This is a genomic window from Limisphaerales bacterium (genome assembly GCA_014382585.1).
In the GTDB taxonomy this organism is placed as follows: domain Bacteria; phylum Verrucomicrobiota; class Verrucomicrobiia; order Limisphaerales; family UBA1100; genus JACNJL01.
In genome coordinates this window covers 129,270-146,151 of sequence record JACNJL010000038.1, presented here as the reverse complement: position 1 = coordinate 146,151, position 16,882 = coordinate 129,270, and the positions used below count along the sequence as shown (strand labels likewise).

General features: G+C 57.0%; 16 protein-coding genes. 13 read left to right on the top strand and 3 right to left on the bottom strand.

From position 1 onward, the window contains the following. Nucleotides 1–103: 103 nt before the first annotated feature. The 11 genes from H8E27_08400 to H8E27_08350 all read left to right on the top strand — a co-directional run bounded on the left by H8E27_08400 (nt 104) and on the right by H8E27_08350 (nt 12,809). Nucleotides 104–1,510: a sulfatase-like hydrolase/transferase gene (locus H8E27_08400; GenBank protein ID MBC8325631.1), complete on the top strand. Its 1,407-nt coding sequence runs from the start codon at nt 104–106 to the stop codon at nt 1,508–1,510. Further along, nucleotides 1,507–2,571, top strand: coding sequence for an exo-alpha-sialidase (locus H8E27_08395; protein ID MBC8325630.1), 1,065 nt, complete (start codon nt 1,507–1,509; stop codon nt 2,569–2,571). The genes H8E27_08400 and H8E27_08395 overlap by 4 nt, the downstream gene beginning before the upstream one ends. After that, the gene (locus H8E27_08390; protein MBC8325629.1) at nt 2,568–3,134 is read left to right on the top strand and encodes a flavodoxin domain-containing protein; all 567 of its coding nucleotides are present in this window, start codon (nt 2,568–2,570) and stop codon (nt 3,132–3,134) included. Before H8E27_08395 ends, H8E27_08390 begins: the two co-directional genes overlap by 4 nt. A gap of 150 nt (nt 3,135–3,284) precedes the next feature. Beyond that, nucleotides 3,285–4,679 (top strand): sulfatase, encoded by a 1,395-nt coding sequence (locus H8E27_08385; protein ID MBC8325628.1) that lies wholly within the window; start codon nt 3,285–3,287, stop codon nt 4,677–4,679. A 6-nt stretch (nt 4,680–4,685) separates the two neighbouring features. Then, nucleotides 4,686–6,185 carry a sulfatase-like hydrolase/transferase gene (locus H8E27_08380; protein MBC8325627.1) on the top strand — a complete coding sequence of 500 codons (1,500 nt, stop codon included), beginning with the start codon at nt 4,686–4,688 and terminating at the stop codon, nt 6,183–6,185. A gap of 350 nt (nt 6,186–6,535) precedes the next feature. Beyond that, a complete protein-coding gene (locus H8E27_08375; protein MBC8325626.1) occupies nt 6,536–7,912 on the top strand; it encodes an arylsulfatase in 1,377 nt (458 codons plus the stop codon). 102 nt (nt 7,913–8,014) lie between these two features. Continuing rightward, the gene (locus H8E27_08370) at nt 8,015–9,130 is read left to right on the top strand and encodes a hypothetical protein (GenBank protein ID MBC8325625.1); all 1,116 of its coding nucleotides are present in this window, start codon (nt 8,015–8,017) and stop codon (nt 9,128–9,130) included. Then, the gene (locus H8E27_08365) at nt 9,127–9,942 is read left to right on the top strand and encodes a hypothetical protein (protein MBC8325624.1); all 816 of its coding nucleotides are present in this window, start codon (nt 9,127–9,129) and stop codon (nt 9,940–9,942) included. The genes H8E27_08370 and H8E27_08365 overlap by 4 nt, the downstream gene beginning before the upstream one ends. A gap of 96 nt (nt 9,943–10,038) precedes the next feature. Further along, the gene (locus tag H8E27_08360) at nt 10,039–11,964 is read left to right on the top strand and encodes an ABC-F family ATP-binding cassette domain-containing protein (GenBank protein MBC8325623.1); all 1,926 of its coding nucleotides are present in this window, start codon (nt 10,039–10,041) and stop codon (nt 11,962–11,964) included. Nucleotides 11,965–12,149: 185 nt separating this feature from the next. Further along, nucleotides 12,150–12,395, top strand: a complete 246-nt coding sequence (locus H8E27_08355) for a DNA-binding protein (GenBank protein ID MBC8325622.1) — start codon at nt 12,150–12,152, stop codon at nt 12,393–12,395. Nucleotides 12,396–12,431: 36 nt separating this feature from the next. Then, complete coding sequence (locus H8E27_08350; protein ID MBC8325621.1) at nt 12,432–12,809, top strand: type II toxin-antitoxin system VapC family toxin; 378 nt, start codon at nt 12,432–12,434, stop codon at nt 12,807–12,809. A gap of 3 nt (nt 12,810–12,812) precedes the next feature. Here H8E27_08350 and H8E27_08345 read toward each other — a convergent pair whose 3' ends face one another. From H8E27_08345 to H8E27_08335, 3 genes are read right to left on the bottom strand one after another with little or no spacing between them, the layout of a single operon-like run. Next, nucleotides 12,813–13,283 carry a VOC family protein gene (locus tag H8E27_08345; GenBank protein ID MBC8325620.1) on the bottom strand — a complete coding sequence of 157 codons (471 nt, stop codon included), beginning with the start codon at nt 13,281–13,283 and terminating at the stop codon, nt 12,813–12,815. Further along, a complete protein-coding gene (locus H8E27_08340; protein ID MBC8325619.1) occupies nt 13,280–13,903 on the bottom strand; it encodes a DUF1080 domain-containing protein in 624 nt (207 codons plus the stop codon). Before H8E27_08340 ends, H8E27_08345 begins: the two co-directional genes overlap by 4 nt. A gap of 17 nt (nt 13,904–13,920) precedes the next feature. Continuing rightward, nucleotides 13,921–14,568 (bottom strand): DUF1080 domain-containing protein, encoded by a 648-nt coding sequence (locus tag H8E27_08335; protein ID MBC8325618.1) that lies wholly within the window; start codon nt 14,566–14,568, stop codon nt 13,921–13,923. 193 nt (nt 14,569–14,761) lie between these two features. On the opposite strand from H8E27_08335, the gene H8E27_08330 reads away from it, so the two are divergent. Both H8E27_08330 and H8E27_08325 read left to right on the top strand, forming a co-directional pair. Next, the gene (locus H8E27_08330) at nt 14,762–15,700 is read left to right on the top strand and encodes a dihydrodipicolinate synthase family protein (protein ID MBC8325617.1); all 939 of its coding nucleotides are present in this window, start codon (nt 14,762–14,764) and stop codon (nt 15,698–15,700) included. 75 nt (nt 15,701–15,775) lie between these two features. Beyond that, entirely contained in the window at nt 15,776–16,687 is a 912-nt protein-coding gene (locus tag H8E27_08325; GenBank protein MBC8325616.1) for an SUMF1/EgtB/PvdO family nonheme iron enzyme, read from the top strand. The last annotated feature ends 195 nt before the right edge of the window (nt 16,688–16,882 follow it).

Genomic DNA, 16,882 nt, shown 5'->3' with positions numbered 1-16,882 from the left:
ACCAAGGGTGGCGGGGGCGGGCCATCGCGGCAAGCGGATTTCGTTGGCAGCAAGTGACGAGGTGGAACTGGTTTCTCCCGAAAAAATCCGCTATCCTCCGGCCATGCGATTCATTTTTCTGCAGTTTACCTTAGCGACTTGGGTGGCGGGGGCGGTGCCCAATGTGGTTCTGGTGATGGCCGATGATCAGGGCTGGGGGCAGACGGGGTATTACAATCATCCCGTGCTCAAGACCCCGCACCTGGATGCCATGGCCGCGGCCGGGTTGCGGTTTGATCGCTTTTACGCCGGTGGACCGGTTTGCTCGCCCACACGGGCAACGGTGCTCACCGGCCGATCGCACGATCGCACGGGGGTGTTCGATCATGGCTTCGCCTTGCGCAGTCAGGAAAAGACGCTCGCGCGAGCCCTGCAACGTGCCGGGTATGCTACCGGTCATTTTGGGAAATGGCACCTTAACGGCTTGCGCGGACCGGGTGTGCCGATCCTGAAAGATGATACGCACAGCCCCGGCAAGGTGGGCTTTGATGTGTGGCTTTCGGTGACCAACTTTTTCGAACGCGACCCGCTCCTGAGCCGAATGGGCAAGTTTGAAGAACATCAGGGCGACTCGTCCGAGGTGGTGGTGGATGAGGCGCTGAAGTTCATTGGCGAACAGGTGCAAGCCAAGCAACCATTCTTCACGGTGATCTGGTACGGCACGCCGCATAGTCCGTGGATTGCATCCGCCGAGGACAAGGGACCGTTTGCCCAGCTCACACCCAAGGCGCAGGATCACTATGGTGAATTGGTGGCCATGGACCGCAGCATCGGCGCCTTGCGGAAAGGCTTGCGCAAGCTCGGCGTGGCAGACGACACGCTGGTATGGTTCACCAGCGACAACGGCGGCCTGCCGGGGTTTGAGCCGGACACCACCGGCGGTCTGCGCGGTTATAAGAGCAGCATGTACGAGGGCGGGCTGCGGGTGCCGTGTGTGATTGAATGGCCCGCTGGCATTGCCAAGGCGCGCATCACCAAGCATCCGGCTGGGGCGGTGGATATTTTCCCGACCATTGCCGAGATATGCGATCTTCCGAAGTCCGCGATGCTGCAGCCGCAGGACGGCTTGAGCCTGCAGCCGTTGTTCGCCAAGGAAACGGGCCCACGCACCAAGCCGCTGCCGTTCCGGAGCCGCGACCGTGTGGTGGTGATTGATAATGATTACAAGCTGCTCTCGTTGCCGGGCAAAAACGGCCCGCGCTACGAGCTCTACAATCTCGCCAAGGATCACGCGGAGGAAACGAATTTGGTCGACGCCGAACCGAAAACAGTCGCGCGCCTGCGCCAACAGTTGGAGGCCGCGCGCACGTCCATCGCCGACAGTGTGGCGGGCAAGGATTATCCCGAAGGCAAAGTCGGCCCTCAACCACCGCGTATTTTCTGGAACACCGTCGATGCCTACAAACCGTTCTTCCCCGAATGGATCAAGCGGCCCGAGTATTCCAGCTGGCTCCAAAGACGTTTAAAATGAAACCGCTCCTCCTCTTCCTCACTGCCGCTGGCCTGTGCGCCGCGGCCGAACTCCCGCCCAAGGCGCAACCGGGGCAGGGCAGCCTGTTGTCCGCCGGCTATATTTACCCACTGGAAAACCGGGCCACGCCGCAGTGCCACGCCTCGACACTGGCGGAAACCAAAACCGGCCTCGTCGCCGCCTGGTTTGCGGGCACGCGGGAGAAGCATCAGGATGTGGGCATTCGCGTGTCGCGATTGGTCGCTGGTCAATGGACCGCGCCCGTGGAAGTGGCCACCGGCGCCGAGGGCGAGGACAAGGATTATCCCTGCTGGAATCCGGTGCTCTTTCAGCCGAAGACCGGGCCGCTGCTGTTGTTTTACAAAGTCGGCCCCACCCCCAGCACATGGTGGGGCGTGATGATGACCTCCAAAGACGGCGGCAAAACCTGGGGCAACCGCCGCAAGCTCGGCAAAGGGCCGTTGGGGCATTTGGTTGGCCCGGTGAAGAACAAGCCCGTGCAGCTGGCGGATGGCGCGATCCTTTGCCCGAGCAGCACGGAGTTCGACGGTTGGCGCGTGCATTTTGAAATCACGCGCGACCTCGGCAAGACGTGGCAGGTGATTGGCCCGATTCACGACGGCAAAACATTTGGCGCCATCCAGCCGAGCGTGTTGTTTCATCGGGACGGCGAGTTGCAGGTCATGTGTCGCAGCCGACAACGCGTCGTCACCACCAGTCGCTCGGCCGATGGCGGCAAGACGTGGGGCCCCATGGCTGCCTCGCCATTGCCCAACCCCAACGCCGGCACCGACGCCGTGACGCTTGCCGATGGCCGGCAGTTGATCGTCTACAACCACACCGTACGCGGCATCATTTTTCCCGCCAACCGCACCATGCTCAACGTGGCTGTGTCTGCCGACGGCAAGAGCTGGAAGCCCGTCCTTACACTTGAGCGTGCGCCCGGCGAATATTCCTATCCCGCAGTCATCCAATCCCGCGACGGCCAGGTACACGTCAGTTACACGTGGCAACGCAAAACCATCAAGCACGCCGTGCTCGATCCGGCGAAGCTGCAATGAACAAAATTCTCGTCCTCTTCGATTCAGCCACCGGCAATGTTCAGCAAATGGCTGAGCTCGTCGGCGAAGGGGCCGCGCTGGTGCCGGATACGGAGGTGCGCGTGCGCGGTGTGGAGGAGGCTTCCGCCGCGGATGTCGAGTGGTGCGATGGCCTCGCTGTGGGCAGCCCGACCAACATGGGCGTGCTTTCGTGGAAGATGAAACGCTTTTGGGATGAGGAAATGATCGGGTCCTGGATGAAGGTCGACGGCAAGATCGCCTGCGCCTTTTCCAGTGCCGGCGGATGGGGCGGCGGGATGGAGCTGGCCTGTCAATCCATCCACACCGTGCTGATGAATTTTGGGTTCCTCGTCTTCGGCGTCACCGAATATGCCGGCAAGAAAATGACCGGCCATTACGGTGCCGTGGGCTGCAAAGCCCCGCGCGAACCGGAGGTTCAGGAATCCTGCAAACTCCTCGGCCGGCGTCTCGCTGAATGGACCGCCCTTTACGTTCATGGCCGAAAAGATCAGCACCCCGACGCCAAAGACATCCCGCGCCTCACCCCGGCCGATGTGGAGTAGGGAGGGACGACTTCCACGTCGTCCCATTTTGGTTCAAAACACGGACGAGGTGGAACTCGCCCCTCCCGGCGCGGGTTTTCTTGATCCGTGTTATTCGTGAAATCCGTGTCTGGAATTCATCGCCCGCATCTGTCACCCTCCGGGCTCACGATGTGTAGGCTTCTTTTCTTTCTGGTGGCGGTGTGTCCGCTTTGGGTGTCGGCCAAGTCCATTGAGCGTCGGCCAAACGTCCTCTTGATCTGCGTGGATGACTTGCGGCCGGAGCTCAAGTGCTTTGGTGCGAATTACATTCACTCCCCGAACATTGATGGCTTGGCCGGCCGCGGTCGGGCGTTTCATCGGCACTATGTGCAGGCGCCCACCTGCGGAGCCTCGCGCTACACGCTGCTCACGGGACGTTACGGGCCGACGCATAATGGCGCGCTCTTCCAGAATTTTGACAAAATCAAGGGCACGAGTTTTCCCGGTTGGTTTCGCCAACACGGCTACACCACCGTGTCGGTCGGCAAAGTGAGCCATCATCCCGGCGGCCGCGGTGGACGCGATTGGGATGAGGAGGCCAAACCGGAAATGCCCGGCGCCTGGACGCGCCATCTGTTGCCGGCCGGGCCCTGGCAACATCCGCGCGGCGCCATGCACGGGTTGGCCAATGGCGAGATTCGCAAGAACGCCAAGGACATGGATTTGTTTCAAGCATTCGATGGACCGGACTCCGCCTACCCCGATGGCCTGATCACCGATGAGGCTTTGAAGCAAATGGACGTGTTGGCCAAGGACAGCAAACCCTTCTTCTTGGCGGTGGGCATCATCCGTCCGCACCTGCCCTTTGGTACGCCGGCCCAATACATGAAACCGTATGCCAACGCCACGCTCCCCGCCACGCCGCATCCGGCCAAGCCCGAGGGCAAGACCACGTGGCACGGCTCCGGCGAGTTCATGAAATACAACCGCTGGAAGCGCAACCCCAACACCGACGCGGAGTTTGCCCTTGAAGTGCGCAAACATTACGCCGGATGTGTGACTTACGCCGATGCGTTGGTGGGCCGGTTACTGGAACGCTTGGATCACTTGAAACTGCGCGACAACACCATCATCGTGCTTTGGGGCGATCACGGCTGGCACTTGGGCGAACACGCCATTTGGGGCAAGCACGCGCTCTTCGAGGAATCTCTGCATTCGCCGCTCATCATCTCCGTTCCCAAAATGGCCGCCGCCGGCAAGTCCACCCAAGCGATGGTGGAGACCCTTGATATTTTCCCGACCCTCTGCGAACTCACCGGTCTCAAGCCGCCCGCCGGTCTCAACGGCCAATCGCTCATGCCCATCTTGGCCGATCCCGCCGCCCAAGGGCATCCGGCTTTTGCATACAAAGGCAACGCGCAAACCATCCGCACGGATTCGCATCGGCTGATCGCGCATCGGGATGGCTCCCTTGAACTGTACGATCACACCACGCCCGCCGGGGAAACGCAGAACCGAGCCAAGACTCAACCCGAACAAGCCGCGGCATTGCTCAAGCAATTGCGTGCGCGGTTACCCCAATAATCACCCATGAAACAACTCCCCCTCCTGCTGGTGGCCGCATTGGGCCTGGCCTTCGCGGCCGGCGCTGATCAAAAACTGAAGCGGCCGAATATCCTCTACATCATTGTCGACGATCAGTCGCCGTTTGATTTCAAATTCTACAACCGACAAAGCCAGCTGGATGCGCCGGTCATTGAACAGCTGGCCGCCGAAGGCATGGTGATCGATGGCGCGTATCAAATGGGCGCTTGGGTGGGCGCGGTGTGCACCGCGTCGCGGCATATGATCATGAGCGGCCGCACGGTTTGGCATATTCCCGATCGCCCCTTTCGCAAGCCGCCCGCCAATCCGAATGCGCTCGATCCCACGCGGGTGCCGCCCAATCTCGTGCAACACACCTTGGCCGCCGTGTTTAATCGGGCCGGCTACGCCACCATGCGCACCTGCAAACGCGGTAACAGCTTTGATGGTGCCAATAAACAATTCACCGTGGTGCACGATGCCACCAAGCGCGGCGGCACAGCGGAGACCGGCAGCGCATGGCACGCCGAACGGGTGCTGGATTATTTGAACACCCGCGAACAGGCCAAGGATGCCGATCCGTTTCTGATCTACTTCGGCTTTTCGCATCCGCACGATGTGCGCGACGGCACTCCGGAGTTGTTGAAAAAATACGGCGCGGTCAATCACCGCGACCGCGACACCGTGCCGCCGGCCAATGCGAAGCAACCGCAGTTGCCCATCAATTATCTGCCCAAGCATCCATTCCCCGATGGCCATCCCGGCCTGCGCGATGAGGTCAAAGTGCCCGGCGTGTGGGAACGCCGCGATGAACGCACCCTCCGCAACGAGATTGGCCGGCAGTTTGCCTGCAGCGAATACATCGACCAACAAATCGGCCGCGTCCTCGCCAAGCTCAAGGCGGTGGGCGAGCTGGACAACACCTACATCGTGTACACCGCCGATCACGGCATGGCCATTGGCCGGCACGGTTTGCAGGGGAAACAGAATTTGTACGAGCACACCTGGCGCGTGCCGTTGGTCGTGAAAGGACCGGGCATCAAGCCGGGCAGCCGCGCGCAAGGGAATGTGTACCTGCTCGATACGTTGGCCACGCTGTGCAGCCTTGCGGGCATCCAGCCACCGGCCACCAACGAAGGCATCAGCCTGGAGCCGGTGCTGATGGGGCGCGCGCAGACGATTCGCGAGACACTCTTCGGCGTGTATAGCGGCGGCACCAAGCCGGGCATGCGCAGCGTGCGGCGCGGCGATTGGAAGCTGATCAAGTACGACGTGATGGACGGTACGGTGCGCCAGACGCAGCTGTTTAATCTCAAAGAAAACCCGCATGAGCTCATTCGGGAACACCATGCCCTGCGCCCGTTTTCCGAGCCGAATCCGGCGGCGTTTAATCTGGCGGATAATCCGAAATTCGCCGCCAAACGCAAGGAGATGGAGGCGCTGCTGCTCCAGGAAATGAAGCGCCTGCACGACCCCTACCGTCTGTGGGATCAGCCCAAGCCGTGAGCGCGGATTCCGGCTCGCCTGTGGGGGCGTTGCCATTCACACTCGGTGCGTGATGAGACTTTGTGTTGCACTATTCGCGAGCGCCATCGGCGTCTGGGCGGCGGAGTTGGGGCCGGATGTAATCTGGTTTCACGATGCCAATGGCGACCGGTTACCAGAAAAACCGTAGGTGGTCAGTACGGGGTGCACATCCGCGCCCGCAATCCGAAGTGCGCCGCCAAACGCAAAGAAATGGAAGCGCTACTGCACAAAGAAATGGTACGGCTCGACGATCCATTTCCCCTGAGGGATTGGCCGGTGAAGTGAGTTTTTGCGTGTGTGAATGAAAGGCTGGCGGTACACTTCCGCCGATGAAAACTCTATTTGCTGCGCTCTTTTTGATTTCGCAATGTGTCACGCCTTCTGCTCACGCGGCGGGGAAGCCCAATGTCATTTACATTCTTGCTGATGATTTGGGTTACGGGGATTTGTCGTGTTACGGGCAGAAGAAATTTAAGACGCCGCACATCGATCGGCTCGCGAAGGAGGGCTTGAAGTTTACGGCGCATTATTCGGGCAACACCGTTTGCACGCCGAGCCGCGCGGTGTTGATGACCGGCCAGCACTCGGGCCATTGTTATGTGCGCGGCAATGTTGGCAACGAAAACGAAGCGGCGTTGGATGCGAAGATGACGGTGCTGCCGGAGGTGTTCAAGGCGGCAGGTTATCGCACAGGGGCCTTTGGCAAATGGGGCCTCGGCCACACGCATATTCCGGGCGCGAGCAATCCATTGAGCCACGGGTTTGATGAATATTATGGCTGGAAAAGTCAGGTGATCGCCCACACGTATTATCCCACCACCGCGGTGCACAATGGCAAAGAGGTTTCGCTGAAAAAGGGCACGTACATTCACACGCCACTCATGGAGCACGCGCGCGATTTTATTCGGCGCAGCGCGGCGGCAAAGGAACCGTTTTTTTGTTACATCCCCACCGCCATCCCGCACGCGGCAATGCATGCGCCGAAGGAGCTGCATGAAAAATGGCGCAAAGTGTTTCCGCAATTCGATAAGAAGATCGGCAAGTACGGCGCGGGCGGGGAGCCGTGTCCGGATGTGGTGAACCCGATCGCGGGCTTTGCCGCGATGATGGAGCACCTTGATAACGAAGTGGGCGCGGTACTCGCGTTGCTTGCGGAACTGGGCATCGACGACAACACGCTGGTGATGTTCGCCAGCGACAACGGCGCGCACTTGGAAGGCGGGCACGACCCGAAATTCTGGAACTCCACCGGCAACCTGCGCGGGCACAAACGCGACATGCACGAGGGCGGCATTCGCACCCCGATGCTCGCCCGCTGGCCCGGCGTCATTACCCCCGGCACCACCACGCACCTCAGCGGGTTTCAGGATATCCTGCCCACGATGTGCGAGCTCATTGGTCAACCCGTCCCCAAACAAAACGACGGCATTTCATTTGTGCCCACGCTGCGCGGTGCATCGAAGAAACAAGCCAAGCACGATTATCTGTATTTTGAATTCTGCACCGGCGCGAGCAAGATCCGCTCCCAAGCCCTCCGCACCGGCAACTGGAAAGCCTACCGTCCCGTAGGCAAACCACTCGAACTCTTCAACCTCGCCACCGATCCCTACGAAAAAAACGACCTCGCCAAATCCAACCCCGACCGCGCCGCCCAAATATCCGCCCTAATGAATGAAGCCCACGTGCCGGTGAAGCCGCGAGAATAACCGGCGCGGCAAATCTGTTTCCATAATTTTGATTAAAGGAAAATAAGATATATATTTACAGTGTGGGTGAGTCGTAGTTGAATTTTGCGTGTCACCAATACTATGAAAAACATCATTTATCTATGCTTGTTCGTATGGACTGTAAGCAGTTCTCAGGTTCAATCGACACCTTCCTGCTATGCGAGCAATACTGATCGAGAAAACTTCACTCAGGGATACTTTTTTTGGGCGGATGAAGACACTATGGATGAAATGGAAGAAGTGATTATTGAGTTCGAAATGTTTGTAGCTTTGTTTGAGGGGGGAGCACTAGGTGACGTCAATAATTTTCAAATTTCATCAACTGATGAAGCCGCATTCTCATTTGCCGACAGCTTGCCGGAGAGTTATTCATGGCTGTCTGATGTGGATTTGGTTGCCTTTCATGGATGGCTTAGTTTGATGTACAGTCAAGAAAAAAGCCATATGTTGTGGAATCAGACAAATGATTTATACGAACGACTTGAAACAGTGTGGATCGACCCTGAAATTCCAGGTGAGGCACTTTTCTTCATATTCCAAGATGAAAAAGGCAAAATCACTTTCGAGCCAATTTGTGATGCAGCTAAGAAGCTCAAAGTTTTTGTTGATAAGGGCCTTGAAGATGATGTTCGAGAACTATTTCTCAAGACCCAGCTTTGCATCCTAGAAGATTTATGCAAGGGTGAGTGTGGTGGCGGAAAGCCGGAACTTATTCAGTGGCTGAATGAACTGGTAATGGAATTCATGGATCCAATGTTTCTTTACCTGAACGAAGGAAATATAAAGGGGTTAGAATGGGAGAACACAAAAAAAGTAATTGCCAATAATCAGGCTTTTTATGATGCAGTAAACTTGGCTGAAGGATTTGGTGAATATGAGAGCGGTTTGAGGGTTTTAGGAAAATTATTTAAGCATAGAGGATTAAAATTGAAAACTGCAATGGAGATGGCAAACACGCACATCTTGTTTGATTTGCGAAAGGCTCTAAATACGAGTACGGTCGAATGGGGCAATGATAAGGATGTGACATGGACGTGCATTGGGGCGGTTGTATCGGATTGCGAAAAAAAATATATTACACCACTTGAAGGAGATTTATCAATATTTTCGGGTCAGTACTTCGAAAATTTCAACGTCTCGCTTTTGAGGGATAGGGTTGTAAAGGGGGTCAAGGATAAGTTAACCAGAAGGAAATGATTTTGAAAATATGCGCGCAACTAATTACGCTGCTTGCTTCTGGCATATTTACGATTTATGCTGAAGATCAACTGTTTACAAAAGAACAACATAAGCAATGTTCTCATTTTAAGGCAAACTTTTTGCAAGCTTTTCCTGAGTTGGCGAAGCCAAATGGAGCATTTGATTTTGGCTCGCTTGCTGAAAAAACACATTTTGACACAGCAAAACAATTAGAAAGTTTTGATGTGGCGTTTCCGGTTCTAACGCATCTGTATACTATTGAGATATTAAAAAAACAAAAAAAACTTTTACCGTTATCAAAAAAATTCCCGATTGCAGTTTCTGGTGGATTTGAAGGGGGGCGATATAATGCTAATAGATTACTGCGTCCTCAATATCTTGTGTGTACGAATGACTTGGTAAAAATTAAGACAATCAAGAAACGGGAAGTATTCGGTGAAGTGTTGAAGAGAGTGGGCAAGCCCGACTTTATTGGGCGCTCCTATTCGGAAATTAACCACACGCGCACAGGGGAGGTTCTATCTCTTGAGTTAAACTCAGCCGGAAGCCTTGAGTCAATTGATGATTTGGGTAAAGTTAAGAGTTCTGTAGCAGTATGGGTATTAACTGTTGACGGAAAAAAACGTGCAACTATTGCAAACCTTAAAATGAATGAGCCTGGATGGATAAACATAAAATTTATAAGTTTAGCACAATTATCTGGGGATGAAGAGGCTCTTTGTTTTATATCAGTCGATGCCAACGGAAAGGTGATTGACGAGGTGACATATCGAAATAGTGTCATAGATATTGTAAGAACCCCAAAATAATTTACGCGCATTTTTCACACTCTCCCGGCGGGACAACTTGTTTCCGTCAACTTTACCTTGCCGTGAAGCTCTGATTTGCGCATCTTGCGCGGCTTTATGTTGACGTTGGCGGGAGTGGAAAAATCATTTGGCGGGCGCACGCTGTTTAGCGAGGCTTCGTTGCAGCTGAATCGTGGCGATCGCCTCGGGCTTGTGGGGCCCAATGGCGCGGGGAAATCCACGCTCTTCAATCTCATTCTCGGCGAGGAATCAGTGGACAAAGGCAAGGTGGAACGCCTTCGCGATTTGGATCTCGGTTTTTTGCCGCAGGAAAGTTTGCCAGTGGGGGATGGCACGGTGTTGGAATTGGCGCTGTCCTTCTCACCGGAATTTCTGGCTGCTCGCGGTAAAATGTTGCGCGGCGAACACGTGGAGCCGGAGGAGTACGAGCTGTACAACGAAAAGGGCGGCGCACAGATCGAGGCCAAGGCGAAGCGCATTCTTGCGGGATTGAGCTTTCGCGACAGCGATCACGATCGCCCCGCGCGTGAGATGAGTGGTGGCTGGGTGATGCGCGCGCATCTCGGCCGGTTGCTGGTGCAGGAGCCAGACTTGCTCATGCTCGATGAGCCGACGAACCATCTCGATCTCGAGGCGTTGATTTGGGTGCAGGAGTATTTGAAAAATTATCCCGGCGCGATTTTGATGATTTCTCACGACCGCGAATTTATCAACCAACTCGTACACGGCATCCTGGAGATTCGCCGCGAGCGGTTGTTTCGGTGGACGGGAAATTACGATTCATTTTTGCAACAACGCGACGCGCACGAAAACCAACAACTCGCCGCGCACAAAAATCAGCAGCGGCAGATTGATCATCTTCAAACATTCGTTGATCGTTTTGGCGCGAAGAACACCAAGGCTACCCAAGCCAAGAGTAAGCAAAAGCAAATCGACCGAATGAAGGCCGCGATGGTGGACGCGCCGCAAGGCGAGGAGCGCCGGATGAAGGGCTTCCGCTTTCCGCAACCCGAGCGCAGCGGTCAACGCGTGCTCACGCTCAAAGGCATCGACTTCGCTTACGGCGACAACGAGGTGTACCGCGGAATGGAAATCGAAATCGAGCGCGGCCAACGCACCGTCCTCGTGGGCCCCAACGGCGCGGGCAAATCGACGCTGTTAAAACTCCTTGCCGGTGTGCTCACGCCCCAAGCCGGTCAGCACCTCCCCGGGCACAATTGCAAGAGCGGTTACTTTTCGCAAAACCGCGTGGACGTACTCAACGCCAGCGCCACCGTCCTCGAGGAAGCGCTCGACACGCCCGAACGCCTCACCGAAGAACACGCCCGCACCGTGCTCGGCTCATTCCTCTTTCGTGGCGATGACGTATTCAAGCGCGTCGGCGTCCTCAGTGGCGGTGAAAAAAGCCGGCTCGCGTTGGTGAAACTCTTGCTCGATCCGCCCAATCTATTGTTGATGGACGAACCCACCACCCACCTCGACATCGCCAGCATCGATGCCCTCATCGCCGCGCTCAAACAATACGAAGGTACGCTTGTGTTTATCAGCCACGACGTCCATTTTATCCGATTGATTTCCGAGCAAACCGTCCACGTCAACGCCGGTCGCCTGCGCAACTTCCCCGGCGGGTACGATTATTATTTGCAAAAGACCCACGCCGAAACCGCCCGCGCCGGCCTCACCGGCGGCGCCCAAGCTGTGGCCAAAAATCCCGCCAACGCCCCCGTCGCCGCAGTCAGCAAAGGCGACCAACGCGCCCGCAAACGCGCCGAAGCCGAAGCCCGCAACGCCAAGAGCCGGGGCCGCCGCACCATCGAAAAAGAAGTCCAACGCCTCGAAAAAGAAATCCAAACCGCCGAATCCAAAATCACAAAACTCACCGCCGATTTGGAAGACCCCGAAACCTACGAAAACCCCGGCCTCGCCATGACCATCAACCGTGAGTTAACCCAAGCCCAAACCACCCTCGACAGCCTAACGCCCGAGTGGGAACAAGCATCAGAAAAACTAGAAGCAATGTAGCCCGGGCCGCTGGCCCGGGGGTGAGGGTTGAGCGGTTTCTCTGAAACACCCCAATGTAGCCCGGGCCGGTGGCCCAGGCCCCGGATCACCGATCCGGGTTACGGCGACTTGATCGGAGGCACGCCCTACCAAAACCCAAGTTTTCCGCCATTCTCCCCCTTGACAAGTGATATCATATTATCCCCATGGCCCAGTTAATCGTTAGAAACCTCGAGGATGAAGTCGCGCAAAAACTCCGCGAACGCGCCGCCAAAAACGGTGTTTCCGCCGAGGAAGAGCATCGACGAATTTTGCGGAATGCCGAGAACGAGAACGCCCCTAAGCCCGAGGAGAATTTCAAAGAATTCCTGATGTTTGGCTGCGCCACTGACGTGGATGTGGAATTTCCTAGAGCAAAGGACAAAATGAGGGAGATAGACTTTTCCGATTAGGTTGTGTATCTGCTCGATACAAACGTCCTGTCCGAAATGCGCAAAGGCCGTCGCTGCGATTCAGCAGTGGCGCGGTGGGTTGAACCTGTGGATGCGGCAAACCTTTGGATAAGCGTCTTGGCTTTGGTTGAAATCCGCAACGGCATTGACCGCTTGAAGCCGCGCGATCCGGCTACCGCCAAACATTTAGAAATATGGCTGCAAAATATCCACCAGCGATATGAAAACCGCATCCTCCCCGTTACTTCGATGATTGCCGTGGAGTGGGGCCGCCTCAACGCCATGCGTCCCTTACCCGTGGCCGATAGTCTTATGGCCGCCACAGCTAATGTGCACGGATTGATTTTCGTGACGCGCAACACCAAGGACTTGGCTGAGACCGGGGTGCGATTTTTGGATCCCTTCGCAGGGTGAGGCTCACTCTCCGCCGCCCATTTGCTTCATGGCTTCGAGGCATTCTTCTTCGGAGACGTCGCGGACGTGCTGGCCGAAGGTCCAGAGTCGGCCTTCGGGGTCCTTGGCGGTGTAGTGCCGGTCGCCGTAAAATTGGTCGGTGGGTTCAGCCACAATCTCCGCGCCGTTAGCTCGGGCGTGTTCGCAGTGGGCGTCTACGTCCTTCACATACACGTAGAGGCTGATGGTGTTGTTGCCGTCCACGGCGGCGGGGCTGCAGAGATTTTCCTGGCAGGCTTGGCCGACGAAGATGAGGCCGTCTTCCAGCTCCAGCTCGGAGTGCATGATCTGGCCATCCGGGCCGGGGTATTTGCAGCGGGCTTTGAAACCAAATGCGTTTTCCAGAAACTCCAGCCCGGTCTTGGAATCGTTGTAGTACACCCCGGCGATGATGCGGGGCATGTTGGCGGGCGGGTTTTGAACCGGATCGCTCATTTCAGTTCTTTGATCTTGATGTTGCGGAAGTGGAGGTTGTTCGGCTCGCCGTGATCCTGCAGGCCGATGTAGCCCTCGAGCGGGCGATCTTTCATCGGGGTTTTGTCGAGTTGCACATCCACGATCTGTTCGCCGTTCAGGGTTACTTTCAGGTGGGACCCTTTGCAGGTGACGATCATGGTGTTCCATTCGCCGGGTTTCTTGGACATGTTTTTGGACGCGCCCACCGTGCGGATGATGCCGCCGTGATCGTGCGGGCCCACTTTCTTTTTGCCGTACGAATCAAGCACCTGCGCCTCGATGCCCGTGTGCACCGGGTTTTTCAGGTCGCCTACGCGGAAGTGAATGCCGCTATTGCCCTTGGGCGGGTACTTGTATTCCACGTGCAGGACGAAGTCCTTGTACTTTTTCTCGCTCCAGAGGTAGGCGCTGTAGCGTTGCCAGCCACGTTCCCCTTTGCGCGGTTTGATGAGCAGGGAACCGTCCTGTTGCGGGAGCCAATTGCCGGTGGTCTGCCAGCCGGTGAGGTCTTTGCCGTTGTAGAGCGTGACCCAGCCCTGGTCGTCCGCCTGCACCAGCGTGGCAAGCCCGAGGAATGCGATGAGGAAAAACTTTTTCATGGTCGAGGTCTTAAAGGTTACTTCAGTTCGATGATGCCCAAGTTACGCCAGCTCACCTCGAAGGGCCCGCTGCCTTTGCGAATGCCGTGCACTTGCAGGCCAATGAACCCCTTGGGATGGCTCTTGAATTTCTCCTCATGCACGAGGTCGGAAATCTGCGCGCCGTTAATCCACACCTGAATGTGCGCGCCCTTGGCCACTACGCGGTAGGCGTTCCATTGGCCGTCCTTGAAATGCTTGTGCGGCTTGCGCTTGTCAGCGGGCGTCATCCAGCCACCGGCTGCCTCGCCATAAATGTATCCGGATTCCGCGCCGTTTTTGCCGCTCATTTCGATCTCCACCTGCGGCCCGTTCACGCGACCTTTGGGGCCGTCCTTGGTCTGCGAGCGGATCTGCACGCCGCTGTTCAGGCCGTTGTCCACCTTCACCTCAAACTTCAGATCAAAATCGCCGTAGAGCTTGTCTGAGCAGAGGAATGAATTTGGACTGCCTTCCTTGGTCTTGCCGACAATCGCGCCATTCTCCACGCGGTACGTCGCCGTCCCATTGCGCTGTGTCCAGCCCTTCAGCGTTTTGCCGTCAAAAATCGGCGTATACTTGTCCTTCGCCAAAACGTTGACGGAGAAGGCCAGCAATAGAATCGGAGTGAGCAAATACTTGGTCATGGGCAAACTCTTGCCGCGTCAGCGCCAACCGTCAATGCCGGAAACCAGATTTACCACTAAGACACAAAGTGCACAGAGATCGAACCCCATGCATTCCACTGTGTTCTCAGTGTCTCTGTGGTAAAAAATGCAGCTGCGAACTCCAACTATCGACAAAACGGCTCGCTCCCCCTAAAACCTTGCGACCGAAATCATGGATAGCTCGATTTTTTGTGGCGGCATTCCCGCTCTCATGACGCCCTGCGACGAGGCGGGCACGCCGAATACCAACGCCCTCGTGCGCAAGGGTAACGAACTCATCGCCGCCGGCATGAACGCCGCCGTCTACTGCGGTTCCATGGGTGATTGGCCGCTGCTCACCGATGATCAACGCCAAGCCGGCGTGACCGCCCTGACCGAAGCCGGGGTACCGATCATCGTCGGCACCGGCGCGGTCAATACCCGCACGGCCGTGGCCCACGCCGCGCACGCGCAGGCAGTGGGTGCCAAAGGCCTGATGGTCATTCCGCGGCTCCTTTCCCGAGGCACTTCGCCGGCCGCGCAACGCGATCATTTCGCCGCCATCCTTGAGGCAGCGCCGGAACTGCCCGCGGTGATTTACAACAGCCCCTACTACGGCTTCGAGACCAAGGCAGATTTATTTTTCAATCTGCGCAGTGATTTTCCAAACCTCGTCGGCTTCAAGGAATTCGGCGGGGCCGATGCCCTCAGTTACGCCGCCGAACACATCACCAGCACTGACGACAACCTCGTGCTAATGGCTGGCGTGGACACGCAGGTCTTCCACGGCTTCGTCAACTGCGGCGCGCGCGGCGCCATCACCGGCATTGGCAATTGCCTGCCCGCCGAGGTGCTGCATTACCTCAAGCTCTGCGGCCAAGCGGCCGAAGGCTGCGCCACTGCCCGGCGTCACGCCAAAGAACTCGAGCAGGCACTGCACGTCCTATCCGTCTTCGACGAAGGCCCGGATCTCGTGCTCTATTACAAATACCTCCTCGTGTTACAGGGCGACACCGATTTCACGCATCACTTCAACCCCACCGATCGCCTCAGCGAAAGCCAACGCCGCTACGCCGAGGATCAGTTGAAGCTCTTCCAAAACTGGTGGGCCAATTGGGACGGCAAGCGTTGAGTGTCAACCGGACTCGCAGGCTCGTCCCTCCAATACACCCCTTGTCAAAAGGCTGGATTTCTGTAGATTCTGTGGATGAAGCAATTCTCTTTGGTTTTGATATTGGCGATGGTGTTGGCGGGGTGCGGGAAGAAAACCACTCCGGCGGAACCGGAAGTGAAGAGCGAACCCAAGGCGGGCGGGCTGAAGAAGGCTGAGGAGAAGCCAGCCCTTGTTAACGCCTTTACCAACACCTTGGGCATGAAGTTTGTTCCGGTGCCTGGGACGGACGTTTCGTTTTGCATATGGGAAACGCGGGTGAAGGATTATGCGGCGTACGCGGCGGCGAATGCGGGGGGGGATGGGCGCTGGAAGGAGCCCTCGGCATTTGGGATAAGCCTTGCCCAGAAAGAGTCCCACCCGGTAGTGAATGTGAGTTGGAACGACGCGAATGCGTTTTGCGTGTGGCTGACGCGGAAGGAACGAGCGGCGGGGAAGATAACGGCCAATCAGCGCTACCGGCTACCGACCGATGCGGAATGGAGTGCGGCGGTGGGCTTGGGCAAGGAGCAAGGGAACACGCCGAAAGCGAAGAGCAGGGGAATCAAGGGCGTGTACCCATGGGGCAAAGAGTGGCCGCCGCCGAAGGGGGCGGGTAATTATGCAGATACGGCGTGCAAATTGAAACTTGGGCCGAAATACAAAGCGGCTGTTGGAGAAGAATTACCGGTGATAAAAGGATACACCGACGGATTTGCCTTCACCTCACCGGCTGGGAGCTTTGGGGCCAACCAGTTTGGGCTGCATGACTTGGGCGGCAACGTGTTGGAATGGTGCGAAGACTGGTATGATCCGGCAGCTCAAGAATACCGTGTGTTGCGCGGTGCATCTGGGGGCAGCAGCGATCCCGTCAACCTTATGTCGTCCCGCCGATTCGACGCCGTCCCCGGTGGTCGCGACGTCCGCGCCGGCTTCCGGTGTGTGTTGACGGGGCGTTCCGGTCGGTGAGGATTGGCTTCTGTTACCTTATCGCTTACCTTGGGGCAGCTTCGCGATGGAGGGACGAGCCTGCGAGTCCGCTTGCGCCAGGGACAGCCACGGACTCGCAGGCTCGTCCCTCCATTGCGGGGGCCGGTGGTTTTTGTGGTGGGACGAGCTTGCGAGTCCGCCTGAAATCATCAACAATCCCGCCCACCAGAAAGG